Genomic DNA, 16,082 nt, shown 5'->3' with positions numbered 1-16,082 from the left:
TTCTTGACAAGGTTCTGGGCCGGTGCTAGCGTTCTGCCACTGGAACGGCGCCGGCGTCCCGGGTCTTTCGGCGCGGGACGGAGCAGGGAAGCGCCCCGGCACGGGGCGGCGCAAGCGGGGAGGGCATTGTGCAGAAATCCATGGATGATATTTGTCTGAAACATGACAACGGTGAAGATCTCCGCTTCCGTGGCCGCCTGTTTTCCGAGTGCTCCTGGTACGACGAGGAGTCCGGCACGCTCACCCGCCAGCAGCTCTATGTGACCGACACGCGCGAGCAGGTGTACTACATCGTGCGCTCGCGCGGCCATGAGCGCACCCGCCACGCCTACCGCCTCTCCGTGCGCGGCGAGACCTGCGTCATCCACAACGGCGCCACCGAGATGGTGCTCCAGTTCGACATGCTCATGCTCGCTGTGCGTGGCCTTTGCGGGCTTGACGACGGCGCCACCCCCTCCCTCGAGATGGTGGAAGACCTGCTCAAGGCCGCCAACGCCTGAGCGGCCGCAGGAATTTTTCTCCTTTGCCTGTGGGCGCCGCCATCCGCGGCGCCTTTTCTTTTGCCGCGCGACCGGAACCCCTGAGCGGGCCGAGCCGCGGGTGCGCCGCCGTGCCGCCTGTCTGCGATTATTTGCCTCCAACATATTGTCAACCGGGAAGATTGGTGATACCCCTAAGGCAGACCGCGTTGTGGCCTTTGGGGCCAAGTCCCGGCTCGCCCGGCTTTTCCTGTTTCTGGGTCCTCCCGGCGCAGGTTGAGCGCACGGGCGCGCCCCCCGCACCCCGCATGGCCGGGGGCGTGAACCAGCGGGCGCACCGGCGAGCCGGAACCGCGCCGCAAGCAGTGGCGGCCGCCGTTTGGCGCGGCGGCATGACGCAAACCATAGTGGAGGTATGGCAATGGCGAAATATCCGACTCCCATGTTGGACGAGCTTGAAAGCGGCCCCTGGCCGAGCTTCGTGTCCGACATCAAACAGGAAGCGGCCAATCGTAAGGCCAATCCCAAAAATCTGGACTACCAGATCCCGGTGGACTGCCTTGAAGACCTGCTCGGCCAGGTGGAGCTCTCCTACAAGGAAAAGGAGACCCACTGGAAGCACGGCGGCATCGTGGGCGTGTTCGGCTACGGCGGCGGCGTCATCGGCCGTTATTCCGACCAGCCCGAAATGTTCCCCGGCGTGGCGGCCTTCCACACCATGCGCGTGGCCCAGCCCTCCGGCAAGTACTATGATACCAAGTTCCTGCGCACCCTCTGCGACATCTGGGATCTGCGCGGCTCCGGTCTCACCAACATGCACGGCTCCACGGGCGACATCGTGCTCCTCGGCACGCAGACCCCGCAGCTCGAAGAGATCTTCTGGCAGCTCACCCACGAGATGCACAACGACCTCGGCGGCTCGGGCTCCAACCTGCGCACGCCCGCGGCCTGCCTCGGCATGTCCCGCTGCGAGTTCGCCTGCTACAACACGCAGGACATGTGCTACCAGCTCACCATGGATTACCAGGACGAGCTGCATCGCCCGGCCTTCCCCTACAAGTTCAAGTTCAAGTTCGACGGCTGCCCCAACGGCTGCGTCTGCGCCATGGCCCGTTCCGACTTCGCCGTCATCGGCACCTGGAAGGACGACATCAAGATCGACCAGGAGAAGGTCAAGGCCTATGTCGCCGGCGAGATCAAGCCCAACGCGGGCGCCCATGCCGGCCGTGACTGGGGCAAGTTCGACATCGAGAAGGAAGTCATCGCCCGCTGCCCCACCAAGTGCATCAAGTGGGACGGCAGCAAGCTCTCCATCAAGACCTCCGACTGCGTGCGCTGCATGCACTGCATCAACACCATGCCCCAGGCCCTGCACATCGGCGACGAGCGCGGCGCCTGCATCCTGGTCGGCGCCAAGGCCCCGGTCGTGGACGGCGCGCAGATGGGCTCGGTGCTCATCCCCTTCATCTCCTGTGAAGAGCCCTACGATGACATCAAGGAAGTCATCGAAAAGATCTGGGACTGGTGGATGGAAGAAGGCAAGAACCGCGAGCGCGTGGGCGAGACCATGAAGCGCCTCTCCTTCCAGAAGCTGCTCGAGGCCACCGAGACCCCGGCCATGCCCTGCCAGGTCAAGAATCCGCGCACCAACCCCTTCATCTTCTTCAAGGAAAGTGAAGTGCCCGGCGGCTGGACGCATGACCTCGCCGCTTACCGTCAACGCCATCAGCGCTAGCCGCCAAAGGGGGACACAGACATGGCATTCATCTCTACGGGGTACGATCCCAAGAAACCCATGGAAGGCCGCATCTCCGACATCGGCCCTCACAAGTACAGCGACTACTTCCCGCCGGTCATCGCCAAGAACTTCGGCAAGTGGGTCTATCATGAGATCCTCGAGCCCGGCGTGCTCCTGCATGTGGCCGAGAGCGGCGACAAGGTCTACACCGTGCGCTGCGGCGGCTCGCGTACCATGTCCATCACGCATATCCGCGAGATCTGCGACATCGCCGACAAGTACTGCGACGGCTACGTCCGCTGGACCACGCGCAACAACATCGAATTCATGGTGAAGGACGAAGCCACCATGAAGGCCCTGCGCGACGACCTCAACTCCCGCAAGTTCGAGGGCGGCTCGCAGAAATTCCCCGTGGGCGGCACGGGCGCGTGTATCTGCAACATGATCCACACCCAGGGCTGGATCCACTGCCACACCCCGGCCACCGACGCCTCCGGCCCGGTGAAGGCCGTCATGGACGCCCTCTTTGACGGTTTCGTGCACATGCGCATGCCCGCGCCGGTGCGCGTGGCCCTCGCCTGCTGCATCAACATGTGCGGCGCCGTGCACTGCTCCGACATCGGCCTTGTGGGCATCCACCGCAAGCCGCCGATGATCGACACCGCCTGGGTCGACCAGCTCTGCGAGATCCCGCTGGCCGTGGCCGCCTGCCCCACCGCCGCCGTGCGCCCCACCAAGGTGGAGTTTGACGGCAAGAAGGTGAACTCCGTGGCCATCAAGGAAGACCGCTGCATGTACTGCGGCAACTGCTACACCATGTGCCCCGCGCTCCCCATCGCCGACGGCGAGAGCGACGGTATCGCCATCATGGTGGGCGGCAAGGTCTCCAACCGCATCACCTGGCCCAAGTTCTCCAAGGTCGTGGTGGCCTTCATCCCCAACGAGCCGCCGCGCTGGCCCACCCTCACCAAGACGGTGCGCCACATCATCGATGTCTACTCGGCCAATGCCGAGAAGTACGAGCGCCTGGGCGACTGGGCGGAGCGCATCGGCTGGGAGGAGTTCTTCAGGCTGACCGGCCTTGAGTTCTCCGAACACCTCATCGACGACTTCCGCGAATCCGCCTACTACAGCTGGCGCCAGAGCACCCAGTTCAAGTTCTAGGCATTCCCTGCGGCCCGGCCTCCCACGGCCGGGCCGCTTTTTCAGCAGGAGAGATATCATGGCCGACGTTACGGAACAGCAAAAAGAGACTGTTGTGGACTTCCTCAAGGGCAAGTCCGCCGCCAAGTCCAAGTTTTACTTCAATGACTTCGTTGCCCTCTTCCCGGACATGAAGCCGCGCGAAGTGAAGAAGATCCTCACCGCCCTGGTGAATGACCAGGTGCTGGAGTTCTGGTCTTCCGGCTCCACCACCATGTACGGCCTCAAGGGCGCGGGCAAGCAGAGCCACGCCGAGGGCGAAGACTAGGCGTAGCAACGCTAGCTGCGCCTGCCTGGCGGACGCAGACATGGCGAATCAAGAGGTGCCGCAACCCATGGTTGTGGCATTTCTTTTTTGTGGGCTGCACGGTGAGTGGCCGCACGGCATTGCGGTTGCGGCCGCTGGCGTAGTTGGGATGATCCTTTCTTCCATGGGGCCGGCTTCTGTGGTGGGAAGAAGCCGCGACGACAGGCGCATGCAGACAAGCTGACCGCACTGCGGTCGTGAGGAGGTGGCATGGGGCTTTCATTCGATCTTGACGCAGCAGAAAAGGCGTGGCTCAGCAGGCTTGCGCGGCAGTCCATTGCGCTTGCGGTTGGCGCTGCTCCCGTGCTGACCGGGGTGACAAGCCTCACGGAGGCTATGGCCAGCCCCGAGGCCCTGAACGGAGAGGAGCACCCCGTGCTCCGGCGCCCGCTCGGCGCCTTTGTGACCATCACCCTTGGCGGGAACTTGCGCGGCTGCATCGGCACCATCGTGGGCCGCGAGCCGCTGGAAGAGAATGTCTGGCGCATGGCGCGGGCCGCTGCGCTGGAAGACCCGCGCTTCCCGCCGCTCTCGGCCCGCGAGTGGGAGCGGGCGAACCTTGAGATTTCCGTGCTGGACGAGCTCACGCCCTGCCCTGACCCTGCGCGCGTGGAGGTGGGCCGCCATGGCCTCGCCCTGCAATATGGAGGGCGCAGCGGCGTCTTCCTGCCCCAGGTGCCGGTGGAACAGGGGTGGGACAGGGAGGCGTATCTCGACCACCTTTGCGTCAAGGCCGGTGTGCCGGTGGGCGCGTGGCGGCTGCCGCTGGCGCGTCTCTTCTGGTATGAGGCGCAGGTCTTTCCGGCGTGAAGCTGGGGGAAGGAAGAAGGCTTGCGCTCTTGCGTTGCGGAATGCGGGGCGCCTAGATTTCCGCGGCCGCGCGGGAATCGTCTGCCGCGTGGGCGTCGTCGATGTCGTCAAGCGGCGTTGCGGTGCCCGAGCTGCCGCGCAAGGGCTGCGGCGGGGCTGTGCGCGCGGCGGTGGCGTTCCACGGTCGGCTGCAGCGGGCCAGTGGCAAGGCGCACGCCGTGCCCGTCGGCATGCGCCGGTGCTGCACGGCCAGCTCGGGCGCGGGGAAGGGCGCCTTGGGGTGGCGCGTCATGAGCAGGCCCGGCTCCGGGTCGACGGCGGCAGCCAGATAGTCGCTCACGGTGACGAAGCGGCGGCAGCCGCCGGCCAGCAGGTTGGCGATGATGCGCGGCAGGTCGTCCACCGTGCTCTTGTGCGTGTCGTGAAAAAGGAAGATACCGCGCAGCTCGCCATCGTCATACTGGGTGCCGCGGGTGGTGCGCAGCTTGGCATAATCGGCGGGCAGATGCTTCCAGTCATGACTGTCCATGGACCAGAGGATGACGCCGACGCCAAGATTCCGCGCGATCTCGAGCGTATGCGCGTCAAAATTGCCATAGGGCGGCCTGAGATAGGAAGGGCTCGCCCCGAGCGCGCGCAACAGGGCGTCGGTGGCGCTGATCTCCTGCTCCTGCGCTTCAGGTGCCAGAGTCCGCAAATTGGGGTGCGACCAGGAATGGTTGCCCACTTCGTGCCCTTCCGCAATGATGCGCCGCACCATGGCGGGGTTGCGCTCCGCATTGCCCCCCAGAAGGAAGAAGGTGGCCGGGATGCCGTAGCCCGCCAGCATGTCGAGCAGGTGGGCGGTGTAGCGGGAGGGGCCGTCATCAAAGGTGAGCGCGCAGAGGTTCTCGCTCATGCGCTGGTCCATGATGCGGTTGCCGTCGATGACCGCCGCCGGGGCCTCGGCGGGGAGCAGGGGAAGAAAGGTCAGGGCGAGGATGAGCCCCCATGCGCGCGTGGTCGTCATGTCCATTCCTTGCATCCGTGTGGCGCAAGAACTAACACCGCCCGCGCCCAACGGCAAGGCGCCCTGAGGGCCTTTGCGCGTGCTGGAAAATTTTTTTCTGGAGTTCCAGCCACTTGGAAAAAATATTTCGTAAAAATTTTTTTACGGATATTTTGCCTTGACGCATGGCCCCAAGTGGAATAAACAAATTGCTCCGGGAGGGCAGTTAGCTCAGCTGGTAGAGCACCGCCTTCACACGGCGGGGGCCACAGGTTCAAGTCCTGTACTGCCCACCACCACTCGCCCGGCCCGGCGCCAACCCCGCAATGCGGGGCGGGCCATCACGGAGCGGTAGTTAAGACGGTTATAACGCCGGCCTGTCACGCCGGAGGCCGAGGGTTCGAGTCCCTTCCGCTCCGCCAAAAAAGCTTCCAACTATGTGTGAGAAAGCCCGCTAAGCCTTGAGCAGAGCGGGCTTTCTCTGTTTTTATCTTCCGTTAGTGTCCGCTAAGTTCCGTTGACAGCCACGAAAAAGGGGGGCAACAATGGGGGCAAGTTTGGCGTTGCCAGTTGCCCCTTCCCGGAGTTGCCCCTATGCCCTTCAAGCTCACAGATACCGCCATCCGCAATGCCAAGCCGAGGCAAAAGCGTTACAAGCTGGCAGACGGAGAAGGCCTGTATATTGAGGTTGCCCCCACTGGGGGCAAGTGGTGGCGCATCAAGTACCGTTTCGGGGGCAAGGAGAAGCGGCTTTCCCTGGGCGTCTATCCTGCCGTAGGGCTGAAAGAGGCCCGGAGCCGGGCAGGGGAAATTAAAGACCTGTTGCGGCGCGGCATCGACCCCGGCGAAGAAAGGAAGGCTGCCAAGGCGGAAGCGGCGGCAGTGGAGATTGCCAGAGGGCAGACCTTTGAAGCCGTGGCTCGGGAATGGCATAAAAAGAAAAGCTCCGGGTGGACGCCCCGGTATGCCGTGCAGGTGATACAGAGGCTGGAGGCCAGCATCTTCCCCGAGCTTGGACCGCGCCCCATTGCCGAACTGGGCGCACCTGACTTCCTTGCGGTGATCCAAAAGACAGAGGCACGGGGACGCCTTGAGATGGCGCACCGGCTGGCGCAACTCTGCGGGCAGGTAACGCGCTATGCCCGTCTTGCCGGTATCGTTCAGGCGGATGCCGCCAGCGGGCTCACAGAAGCGCTTGCCCCCGCCCCTGTCCGCCACCATGCCGCCATCACCAACCCGAAAGAGATCGGGGCGCTCCTGCGGGCGATAGATGACTATCCCGGCGAAGTGGTGACGCGCTATGCCCTGAAAATCCTCCCGTATGTCTTTGTCCGCAGCGGGGAACTCCGGGGCGCTCCTTGGGCTGAAATAGACCTTGAAACCGCAACGTGGCTCATTCCTGCTGAGCGGATGAAGAAGCGCCGCCCTCATGTAGTGCCGCTTGCCCCGCAGGTGGTGCGCCTCTTTCACGAGTTGCGGGAGATCACCGGTAACGGTCCGCTCGTCTTCCCCTCGACCTTTTCCGCCACCCGCTGTCTGACTGATATGGGCCTGCTCAATGCCCTGCGGCGCATGGGCTACGATAAAGAGACCATGTCCATTCACGGCTTCCGGGGGCTGGCATCCACGCTGCTCAATGAACAGGGCTACCGCCCGGACGTGATAGAGGCGCAGCTTGCCCACGGCGAAAAGAACGCGGTGCGCGCGGCGTATAATCATGCCGACTATCTGCCAGAGCGCCGGGCCATGATGGAGGCATGGGCGGACTATCTGGACGGCTTGAGGGAATCCGCCGGGCATTCCGCTGTCGGAGGACAGCTATAGCCCCTATACTTTGCAGACGCAAAGCCGTGGGCGAGCGCCCCGCTCGACCAGGCAGGAGAGGGAAGCAGGGAGCGCGTTTTTTTCAGGGTGAAAATCTAATACCCAATATGCCCATTATTCCCAAAATTCATTTTTTGGGGAATGAGCGAAGGGAAACCACACGCCCCTGCGCGCGGACACGGCGAAGGACAGGAAACAGATTTCCCATTTCCCCGGCTAGGCATGGCGTCATGAACCATGCGGACAAGGGCGGACACCCTTGCCGCCCCGGGGAAGAGATGAGAGCGGATATATTGTTTCGCAAAGTGGATTGGCGAAAAAAAATTCATGAACAAATGGATACAAATAGCGAATAAGGCAAGTATTCATGCAAATCCAGTTATTTTTGATAGTTACCAAGGGAGATTTCTCTTATGAAATGATTTATACCAACACCTGATAAACCATTTGGTACATTTTAGTATTTTCTTTTTATTGACAAAGAGCAACATGGACGTGCTATAGCTTGCGCGAAAGAAGGCGGCAAGGTGCTGCAACACCCTGCCGCCAAGAGCCGGGCCGAATGGCCCCAACACTTCCCGCCGGGCGGCAAACCAGTAGCAAGGCACCACCCGAGCGTCAAAACCGCCCCGAGGGGCCGTCTGCTGTTTCTATGCCGCAAAACTCGTTGCATTGCAACGCAACGGGTAAGGGGGCGGCATAGCCAGCCCGGCCCTGGGGCAAAGGAGCCTTCCCTTATGTCTCAGGCGAAAACCCACTCCACCGCCTCCACCACACCCACGCCGCCCCCGCTCACCGCGAACCGCATCTTGCGACGCCCCGAGGTGCAGGAGCTCACCGGGCTTTGCACCAGCGCCATTTATACGGGGATGAAGCGAGGCACCTTTCCCCGGTCTGTTCAACTCGGCCCACGGGCCGTCGGCTGGCGAGCCCAGGACATCGCGGCCTACCTTGAACACGGCGTGGCGGGGGTGCGGAATGACAACAAATAGCCCTGAAATGAGAAGCCGCCCCGATGGCGTTCAGGGCGGCACGAAAGGACAGGAGCTCAAAGGACTCTCTGGAAGAGAGTATGCACCAAGTGCGGGCAATTTTCAAGCCTCAAGGGGGCTGGCATGAGCAGCGCCCTTGACTTCCAGGCATTGAACGAGGCGGCGCTGGCCCACTGTCCCGGCCTGCTGGAAAGGCTCCTTCCCGGTGGCAAGCTCAGCGGGGCCGAATACGTTTGCGGCAACCTTGGCGGCGGACCGGGAGCTTCCTGCTCCGTCAACGTCCATTCAGGCAAGTGGGCTGACTTTGCGGCGGGACAGGGCGGCGGCGATCTCATTTCCCTGGTGGCCGAGCAACGCGGCGTGAACCAGGTGGAGGCCGCGCGCCTGCTCGGGGACATGGTGGGGCGCCCCGTGGAGACTCTGCCGCCCCGGGCGAACACCGCCGCCGCCAAGCCGCAAGCCGTGATGCCCGTTCCTGATGGCGTCTTCCCTCCTGCCGAACACAAGCACCCCCGCCTCGGAACAGCCGCCGCCGTGTACCGTTACGAGGACGCGGCCGGGCGGCTGCTCGGCTTTGTGGCCCGGTTCACCAAGCAGGAGATGGACAGTCGGGGCAAGCTGCACAAGGAGTTCGCTCCGCGCGTCTATACGGTCAAGGGCTGGCGCTGGCAGGGCTTCACTACGCCGCGCCCCCTCTATGGACTGCCACGGCTCGCAAAAGCGCCCGCTCCGGCCCCCGTTGTGCTGGTGGAGGGCGAAGGCAAGGCCGATGCCCTGCAGGCCGTCCTTGGGGGCACTGTGCCCGTCCTCGGGCTTTTCGGAGGAAGCGGCGGCGTGAAGCAGATGGACTTTGCGCCATTGGCCGGGCGGCGCGTGGTGTATTGGCCCGATGCGGACGCACCGGGAGCCAAGGCGGCGTTGCTTGTGTGCTCCCTGCTGGAACAGGCCGGGGCCGCAGCGGTGAGTGTGGCCGTGCCTCCAGAGGGCGCGCCTCACGGCTGGGACGGCGGGGACGCGGTAGGCGCTGACGGCTGGGACTATCAGCGCGTGGTGGAATTTCTTCGGGATGCGGCCATCTCCCCTGCGGACTTCGCCAACGTGGCGGCGGCGCGCTGGAATGTGACCGCGCCGGGCCCTGAACTCACGGCATCCACCACCGGGGACAGCTCGCAAGATACCTGGGGCGAGCCTGTTCCTTTTGCGGCTCATGATCTGCCCGGGCTGGATGCGGCGAGCCTGCCGCCCATCCTCGGAGACTTTTGCTCGGCGCTGGCAGAGGAAAAGCAGGTGCCCGTGGAAATCGCCGTGGCGATGGCTCTGGCGGCATTGGCCACAGCGGCGCAGGGCCGGTTTATGGTGCGCATCCGGGAAGGATACGAGGAACCGCTGAACCTTTATACCCTCTGCCCCTTGGAACCGGCGAACAGGAAAAGCGCGGTTGTTGAAAGCTGCATCGCCCCTCTGCGGGAGTGGGAACGGCGCATGGCCGAAAACATGGCCCCGCTGGTGAAGAAGGCGAAAAGCGCCCGGCTGACCATGGAGAAGGCAATAGAGGCGGCGCGAGCCCGCGCTGCGAAAAAAACCAGTCTTGAAGAGATTCAGGCGCTGCAATCAGAAGTTGAGGAGCTGGAAGAACAGCTTCCCGAAGTCCCGGCCGTTCCCCGCCTCCTCGCGGACAACACCACCCCGGAAGCTCTGGCCGCTCTCATGGAGAATGTGGGGGGATGTGTGGCGATCCTCACGGCTGAGGGCGGCATCTTCGACATCCTTGCCGGCATGTATTCCAAGGGAACCCCGAATCTTGACCTCTTCCTGAAAGCTCATTCCGGGGATTCCTTTCGCGTTGATAGGCGCTGGGCCGCGCCCATCCTGCTGGACCATCCGCGCCTGACGCTCGGAATATCCCCGCAGCCCGTCACGCTGTCGCAGCGTGAGGCGTCAAGAGTATTCCGGGGGCGCGGGCTTGACGGGCGCTTTCTCTACTTCATGCCTGAATCGCTTCTGGGGCGTCGCAAGATGGAACCAGACCCGATGCCCGCCCCGGTGCGGGACAGGTTCCACAACGCCATTCTGGACCTGCTCCCCCGCCAGTGGGATGGAGACCCGCCCGCGCCCATGCGCCTCGAGCTGTCACAGGACGCCTACAGGCTTTGGCATGACTTCGCCGCTGGCGTGGAGAAGGGACTTGCCCCCGGCGGCGAATTTGAGGGGATGAGCGACTGGGGCGGCAAGTTGCCCGGTGCCGTGGCAAGAATTGCGGCGCTCTTCCATCTGATTGGCCATGAGCGGCCGGCTGACGCCAAGATAGACGGCGAGACCATGAGGAGAGCGGCCTATATGGGCGCACTCCTCGCAGCGCATGCCAAAGCCGCTTATGACCTCATGGGCACTGACAACCGGCTGGAAGGGGGCAAGCGCGTCCTTGAATGGATACGGCGCCGGGCATTGCAGCAGTTCAGCGCCCGCGATTGCTTCCACGGGGTCCGGGGGCAAACCTCAATCTTTACCCATATGGAGGTGGTACAGGCTGCCCTCGAGGAATTGGAGGAGCGCGGCTTTATTCGGGAACTTCCACTAGGACGGCCAGCAGGGCCGGGCCGCAAGCCGAGCCCGCAATACCAGGTGAACCCCGCCACGCTGAGGGGGTGAAGCAATGGGCTTGTGGGAAGATTTTGGAGCGAGTTTTCAGGTTGGAAACCCTATGCCCAATATACCCAATAATCCCGGAATTCATTTTATGGGAGCGCAGGGGAAAGATTTGGAGCATGTGGGGACGATCCTTTCGCCCGAGGACTCCACTCCCGCATCCCTGCCGGGGGAACCGTTACGGTGCTTTAGCTGTCTCTGCTGGCAGCGGCTGCCGGGGTTGGCGTATTGGTCCGGGCGCTGCGCCGCCACCGGGCGAAAACTCAATATGCAGAGCAGGTGCGACATGGGCTTTGAGGAACGGCCGACACCACTCCTGCCGAAGCGAACAGCGCCGCAAACGGGGGCGCGCCACGCGTATCGCGGTTGATAGTAGGGAGCTTGGCAATCAGGCCAAACACAACATTTTGGGCACATGAGAAGGCAGCATGGCAATACGCATTCAGCATTACAGTACGCCGCCCCGGAATATCCATGCCGGGGGCATTGACGCTGGCTTTGCGCAACCGCTCATCCGGGACGCCGGGCGCTCGACCGACGCGGACATCATCAATGAGATGGCCAAGGCCGGGATGCAGATAACGGAAGTCGGTTTCCGCGAATATGTGAAGGACCAGAGCACGGCCGTGGCCCAGGCCCTGAACGATTACCGGCGGCAGCTCTCCGAGGAGCGCGAGCGTTACACCACGGAGAACAAGGGCAAGGACGCCGTGAACGCGGGCGAGCATTTTGACGCGTTCGCGCGCGAGGCCGCCCAGCCGCTGGCCGACCAGTTTTCCGGCCGGGCGCGGGAGATGTTTTTGCGGGACGCGGCCGCGACCGGGCTCCACTTTACCGAGCAGGGGCAGGCCTATGGGCGGCGCGAGAAGGAGGTATGGCAAAAGAGCGTCTTTGAAGGCGACATGAGCGAGACGCTCAACGCCATCGCCAATGACCCGGGCAACGCCGAATTTGTGCAGCACAGCCTCGCCGGGCTCAAGCAGCGCATGGCGGACATGACGCCCGGCCTCGACCACCGCGCCATGGAGGCGGACCTGAACCGCAAGGTGGCGGGCGTGACAATCGACGCCCTGCTCGCCCGCAAGAATGTGGCCGGAGCACAGATCGCGCTTGACCAGGCCAGCGGTTACGGCGGCGTGGGCTCGCTCGCCGCGGTGCATGAATCGGCCATGGACCCCGGCGCCATCTCTCGGGACACGGGCGGCTCCAAGTCCTACGGGCTTTTCCAGTTCAACAACAGAGGCGGCAAGGGCACGGCCAACAGCTTCATGGAATCGCTGAAAACCACACACCCAAAACTCCATGAGGCGCTTGGCGGCGGCAAGTATGCCGTGGGTTCCGAGGAATTCGACAATGCCTTCAGACAGGCGGCCAATGGCCCCCTGCGGGCGGAGATGGTTCAGGCACAGCGGGAACACCTTACGAGCCAATACTTGCGCCCAATTGAACAGCGCCTCAAGGGAAGCGAGCTTTTCGCCGCCTTTGGGGACAATGCGGCCATGCGGGAAGTGATGCTTTCCACGGCCATTCAGCACGGCCCCGCCGGCGCAAAACGCATCCTGCGGGAAGCCTGGGGCATGGTGGACAAGGGCGCGGACAAGCAGGCGCAGCTTGAACAGTTCATCACGGCCACCTACGAGCTGCGCGGTCGTCCCGGCGAGTTCAGGACGGCGCTTGCCGAACAGAAGGACGAAGCGGGCAGGCAACGCCTCCTAAGCTCCCAACGCGGGCGCTATGCCAAAGAGAAAGAGCAGGCCCTTGCCCTCGCACGCTCCGGGCCGGAGGCAATGCTTCCCCCTGCTGAGCTGATGCAACTTCAGGGCAAGATCGACCACGCCCGCCGCGAGCAGGCGCAGGAAGCCGGGCTGACCACGCAGGCTTTCGGCAATCATCTGGAATACGGCCTTGAGAAGGGCGACTTCACGGCGGCGGAAAAGGACGTGACGGCCTTGCGTTCCCTCGGGTTTGCCTTGGAGGCGGCGGAGCTTTCCGGGCGTCTCGAGCTTGCCCGCACGGCCCACAGCGCGCTCAATGACGTGAACGACCTTCCCCTTGCCGAGCAGGGCGCGGCGGTTCATGCGCAGCTCGACAGCATGGTGACCCCGGACAATGCCAAGTCGGCCACGGCCATGCGCGACAATGTGGTCAGGGTGCTGGCCCAAAAGCAGGCCGCGTTCATCAAGGACCCGGCCGCCAGTGTGTCGGCGCTCCCGGCCATGCAGGGCGAGATGCCCCCGCAGGAGCGCGTGCGCCGCTCCCTTGAGCTTCAGGAGCGCATAGGCGCGGGCCTTGCCTTTGAGCCGCGCGTGCTGCCGGTGGAACAGGCAAGGCAGCTCAAGGCGGCCTATGACAAGCTGGACGCCCCGGTGTCGCGGGTGGCGTGGCTCGGGGAGCTCAGCAAAACCTACGGCCCCTATGCGCGGCAGGCATTGCATGAAATGCAGGTGCCCGAACAGGTGGTCACTCTCCTGCCAGTGCTTGGCGTCATGAACGAAAAAAGCATGGGGCTCGCGCTCACGGCTCTGGAGGTGAAGGACGGGGACATTCCGGGGCTGGACAAGGACGCGAAGCAGGCTGCCGTGGACGCCGCCGCCGAAAACAGGCTGCTCAAGGATGTGCTCACGCTCTCCCGCGCCTTCCCGGCCAATGAGGCTATGCGCCGCTTCGGGCAGGGCATGGAAACCATGCTCACCAATTATGTGAAGCTGGGCGGCAACCTTGAGGACTTTAACAAGGCTTTTGAAAGCGCGGCCAACGGGGAGTGCTTCCTCATGCTGCCGCGCAACGCCGCCTATGATGTGGACGACGTGCTGGACGCCACAAGGGACGTGCGCGAGGACCTGCGGGAGAAGCTGCTTGCCGGTGTGCCCGAGGATACGCAGCAGGGGTGCCTCGACCGCGCCAACCTGTCCGGCCTCATCGAGCGGGGCGTGTTCGTGTCGGACGAAACGGGCACAAGGGTGACGCTCATTGACCCGCAGCACGGGCGCCCCGTCGTTTATGGAGACGGCACGCCCCTATCTTTTGAGATTGCCACCATTGTCAAGGAAGGGGCGGAGCGCAAGGCGCGCCTGCAGCAAGTGGCGGAATCCTTCGACGACGACATGGCGGGGCTGGAGGCAGAGCTATGATGGGCCACGCTTTTGACCGTTTGCAGGGCGTCAGCATCGACCAGTACACGGGCGCTTCTGGCCTCCTCCAGACGCCCACGCGCTCCGAATACCTCGGCGCGCATGTGGCGCAGGGCTTTGAGCGCACCACTACCGGGCGCATCCTTGAAGAAACGGACATCATGGACGCGGAACGCCGTGAAGGCACGGCGGACGAGGAGTACCGCCAGAACGCGCAAATGCTGCTCGCGCAGGGCATGACGCCGGAAGCCGCAGGCATGACCCACGCCCGCGCCATGTCCAAGGAATCATGGGAAGCGTCGCCCTGGTTCCGCAAGGGCATGGAGTACCGGCCCGACATGACCCAGACCCGAGCCCGCATCATGGCGGAAAATTACGACGAGCGCCGCTACCGGGAACAGGTGGTGACCGCTGGGGACGCCTCGTACGGCCTGCTCACGCGCAGCCTTGGCTTCGGGGCCATGCTCATCGGCAGCCTGCCGGACCCGGTGAATTTCGTTTCCTTCGCCGGGGGCGCGGTAAAGGCGCAGGCGGCCTTGCGCGCGGCGGCCGGCGCGGGCGCTGCCGCCAAAGCCGGGGCAATCGCGGGCATGAAGGCGGGCATCGTCGAGGGCGCGCTGGGCAATGCCCTGGCGGATGCCATTGTCTTGCCCGATCTTGCGGCGCGCGGCGAGGACGTCGGCTTTACCGATCTCATGCTGGACACGATATTCGGCGCAATCATCGGCGCGGGCATGGGGAGCGCGGGCGGTGCTCTCGCGGGCTATGTGGGCGCAAAGCGGCTTGCACGGCTGGAGGGGCTGACGCGGCGCATGGAAGGTGCCGAGCCTGCCCCCAATGCCCGGCCGCAGCAGGATGCCGGGGAGTTCGGAACGCCGGACAATGACTTCCTTGCCCGCGTAGGCGGCGGCGAAGATGTGGCCCGCATGGAGGATGACTTTCACCTCCCGCGCAATGACGACGCGGACATGGCCCGCGCCTCCCTGACGGGGCGCGACAAGCGCGACGCCGCCCGCGCCATGGAAAAGGCGGTTTCCGACGTGAGCGACGGCCGTCCCGTGGACGTGGGCCCGGTGCTCAGGGAATCGCAGGCGCTGGGCCGGGCCTATGACACGGTGCGCGAGAATCCGCTGGGCGGCCCTGCGGATGAGGTGCTCGCCTCACTCTCCTCGCCGGAATTTGAGCGCATCCTTGTGGAGCGCGGCCCGGGAGTGGAAGGGCCCGAGGGTGAAATCATCGTCAAGGATGACGCTTTTGTGAAAACTCATGGCAGCCGGGGCTGGGGGCTAGTCAAAATCCTCTGGCGGCACGGCGAAAAAAGCAAAGCGGACCCGCGCTTTCAGGTGACGCGCGAGGATATTGTCGGGATGCCGCAGCGCATCCGGGAGTTTGAGCCTGTTCAGGAAGCCACGCGACAGATGGCAAAGCGGGAAACCCGTTGGACGATAGACAACGGCGACGGAACGCGCACGGTATATGCCATTGCCAAGCGGAAGAAGGGGCACGACTCGCCCACGCTGATAACCGTTTTTCGCACCGGTACTGACGGCTACGGGCTATCAGAAAAAAGAAAAGCCCCTTACTTCCTTGGCGGGAGAGAACCCTCACATGGAGGCAAATCCCCTAACTACCAAGATACTGCCGGGGGAGGTCTTAAATCACTCGTCCCGGAGGCAAAGGGCAAAGAAAGCATAAGCACCGGCCGCCCCAATGTCAACTTTGCCGTGGAGCAGCGGGAGAACTACGCCCCCGCGCCGGACGTGGAAGCCCATGATGCTCAGGGCGCGCGCGACGCGGCCGACGCCGCCACGCTGCAAAAGCTGGAGGAGATGACGGCCTCCGGCCGCATGGATGAGGAAAGTGCCCGCGCGCTGGCGGAATCGCGCGACATGGCGGCCCGCGCCGAGCAGTATGACGAACTCGGCCAGAGCGTCATTGAATGTATCTGGAAGGCGGAGGCATAG

At 63.9% G+C, this 16,082-nt stretch carries 11 protein-coding genes and 2 tRNA genes; 12 read left to right on the top strand and 1 reads right to left on the bottom strand.

The annotated features are described in order from the left end of the window. The first annotated feature begins 140 nt into the window (after positions 1-140). The 5 genes from HDR50_RS05380 (at position 141) to amrA (ending at position 4,537) form a co-directional block, all read left to right on the top strand. The gene (locus tag HDR50_RS05380; protein ID WP_165078674.1) at positions 141-500 is read left to right on the top strand and encodes a hypothetical protein; all 360 of its coding nucleotides are present in this window, start codon (positions 141-143) and stop codon (positions 498-500) included. Between the two features lie 400 nt (positions 501-900). After that, the gene (gene dsrA / locus HDR50_RS05375; RefSeq protein ID WP_291356632.1) at positions 901-2,214 is read left to right on the top strand and encodes a dissimilatory-type sulfite reductase subunit alpha; all 1,314 of its coding nucleotides are present in this window, start codon (positions 901-903) and stop codon (positions 2,212-2,214) included. A gap of 21 nt (positions 2,215-2,235) precedes the next feature. Continuing rightward, positions 2,236-3,381, top strand: coding sequence for a dissimilatory-type sulfite reductase subunit beta (dsrB, locus tag HDR50_RS05370; protein ID WP_165078451.1), 1,146 nt, complete (start codon positions 2,236-2,238; stop codon positions 3,379-3,381). A 58-nt stretch (positions 3,382-3,439) separates the two neighbouring features. Next, positions 3,440-3,688, top strand: coding sequence for a dissimilatory sulfite reductase D family protein (locus tag HDR50_RS05365; RefSeq protein ID WP_165078450.1), 249 nt, complete (start codon positions 3,440-3,442; stop codon positions 3,686-3,688). A gap of 249 nt (positions 3,689-3,937) precedes the next feature. Beyond that, the gene (amrA, locus tag HDR50_RS05360; RefSeq protein ID WP_291356630.1) at positions 3,938-4,537 is read left to right on the top strand and encodes an AmmeMemoRadiSam system protein A; all 600 of its coding nucleotides are present in this window, start codon (positions 3,938-3,940) and stop codon (positions 4,535-4,537) included. A 52-nt stretch (positions 4,538-4,589) separates the two neighbouring features. On the opposite strand, the gene HDR50_RS05355 is transcribed toward amrA, so the two are convergent. Continuing rightward, positions 4,590-5,546, bottom strand: coding sequence for a polysaccharide deacetylase family protein (locus HDR50_RS05355; RefSeq protein ID WP_291356628.1), 957 nt, complete (start codon positions 5,544-5,546; stop codon positions 4,590-4,592). Between the two features lie 199 nt (positions 5,547-5,745). On the opposite strand from HDR50_RS05355, the gene HDR50_RS05350 reads away from it, so the two are divergent. The 7 genes from HDR50_RS05350 (at position 5,746) to HDR50_RS05325 (ending at position 16,082) form a co-directional block, all read left to right on the top strand. After that, positions 5,746-5,821: transfer RNA gene (locus HDR50_RS05350), tRNA-Val, on the top strand. Positions 5,822-5,870: 49 nt separating this feature from the next. Further along, positions 5,871-5,947, top strand: a tRNA-Asp gene (locus HDR50_RS05345). 172 nt (positions 5,948-6,119) lie between these two features. Next, positions 6,120-7,349 carry an integrase arm-type DNA-binding domain-containing protein gene (locus HDR50_RS05340; RefSeq protein WP_291356626.1) on the top strand — a complete coding sequence of 410 codons (1,230 nt, stop codon included), beginning with the start codon at positions 6,120-6,122 and terminating at the stop codon, positions 7,347-7,349. Between the two features lie 824 nt (positions 7,350-8,173). Then, a complete protein-coding gene (locus HDR50_RS12435; protein ID WP_365816923.1) occupies positions 8,174-8,341 on the top strand; it encodes an AlpA family phage regulatory protein in 168 nt (55 codons plus the stop codon). A gap of 123 nt (positions 8,342-8,464) precedes the next feature. Continuing rightward, positions 8,465-10,990: a DUF3987 domain-containing protein gene (locus HDR50_RS05335; RefSeq protein ID WP_291356624.1), complete on the top strand. Its 2,526-nt coding sequence runs from the start codon at positions 8,465-8,467 to the stop codon at positions 10,988-10,990. 425 nt (positions 10,991-11,415) lie between these two features. Further along, positions 11,416-14,118, top strand: a complete 2,703-nt coding sequence (locus HDR50_RS05330) for a hypothetical protein (RefSeq protein ID WP_291356622.1) — start codon at positions 11,416-11,418, stop codon at positions 14,116-14,118. Then, positions 14,115-16,082, top strand: a complete 1,968-nt coding sequence (locus tag HDR50_RS05325) for a hypothetical protein (protein WP_291356620.1) — start codon at positions 14,115-14,117, stop codon at positions 16,080-16,082. The genes HDR50_RS05330 and HDR50_RS05325 overlap by 4 nt, the downstream gene beginning before the upstream one ends.

This window comes from Desulfovibrio sp., from assembly GCF_014803725.1.
Classification (GTDB): Bacteria; Desulfobacterota; Desulfovibrionia; order Desulfovibrionales; family Desulfovibrionaceae; genus Desulfovibrio.
Note: the sequence above shows the minus strand (reverse complement) of the source record. Positions and strands in the feature narration are given on the sequence as shown.

Excerpts from the sequence above, each read along its gene's own strand:
- dsrA (WP_291356632.1), top strand. The coding sequence starts at position 901 with ATGGCGAAATATCCGACTCCCATGTTGGACGAGCTTGAAAGCGGCCCC.
- HDR50_RS05355 (WP_291356628.1), bottom strand. The coding sequence starts at position 5,546 with ATGACGACCACGCGCGCATGGGGGCTCATCCTCGCCCTGACCTTTCTT.
- HDR50_RS05325 (WP_291356620.1), top strand. The coding sequence starts at position 14,115 with ATGATGGGCCACGCTTTTGACCGTTTGCAGGGCGTCAGCATCGACCAG.
- HDR50_RS05380 (WP_165078674.1), top strand. The coding sequence starts at position 141 with ATGGATGATATTTGTCTGAAACATGACAACGGTGAAGATCTCCGCTTC.
- HDR50_RS05365 (WP_165078450.1), top strand. The coding sequence starts at position 3,440 with ATGGCCGACGTTACGGAACAGCAAAAAGAGACTGTTGTGGACTTCCTC.
- HDR50_RS05340 (WP_291356626.1), top strand. The coding sequence starts at position 6,120 with ATGCCCTTCAAGCTCACAGATACCGCCATCCGCAATGCCAAGCCGAGG.
- amrA (WP_291356630.1), top strand. The coding sequence starts at position 3,938 with ATGGGGCTTTCATTCGATCTTGACGCAGCAGAAAAGGCGTGGCTCAGC.
- dsrB (WP_165078451.1), top strand. The coding sequence starts at position 2,236 with ATGGCATTCATCTCTACGGGGTACGATCCCAAGAAACCCATGGAAGGC.
- HDR50_RS05330 (WP_291356622.1), top strand. The coding sequence starts at position 11,416 with ATGGCAATACGCATTCAGCATTACAGTACGCCGCCCCGGAATATCCAT.
- HDR50_RS05335 (WP_291356624.1), top strand. The coding sequence starts at position 8,465 with ATGAGCAGCGCCCTTGACTTCCAGGCATTGAACGAGGCGGCGCTGGCC.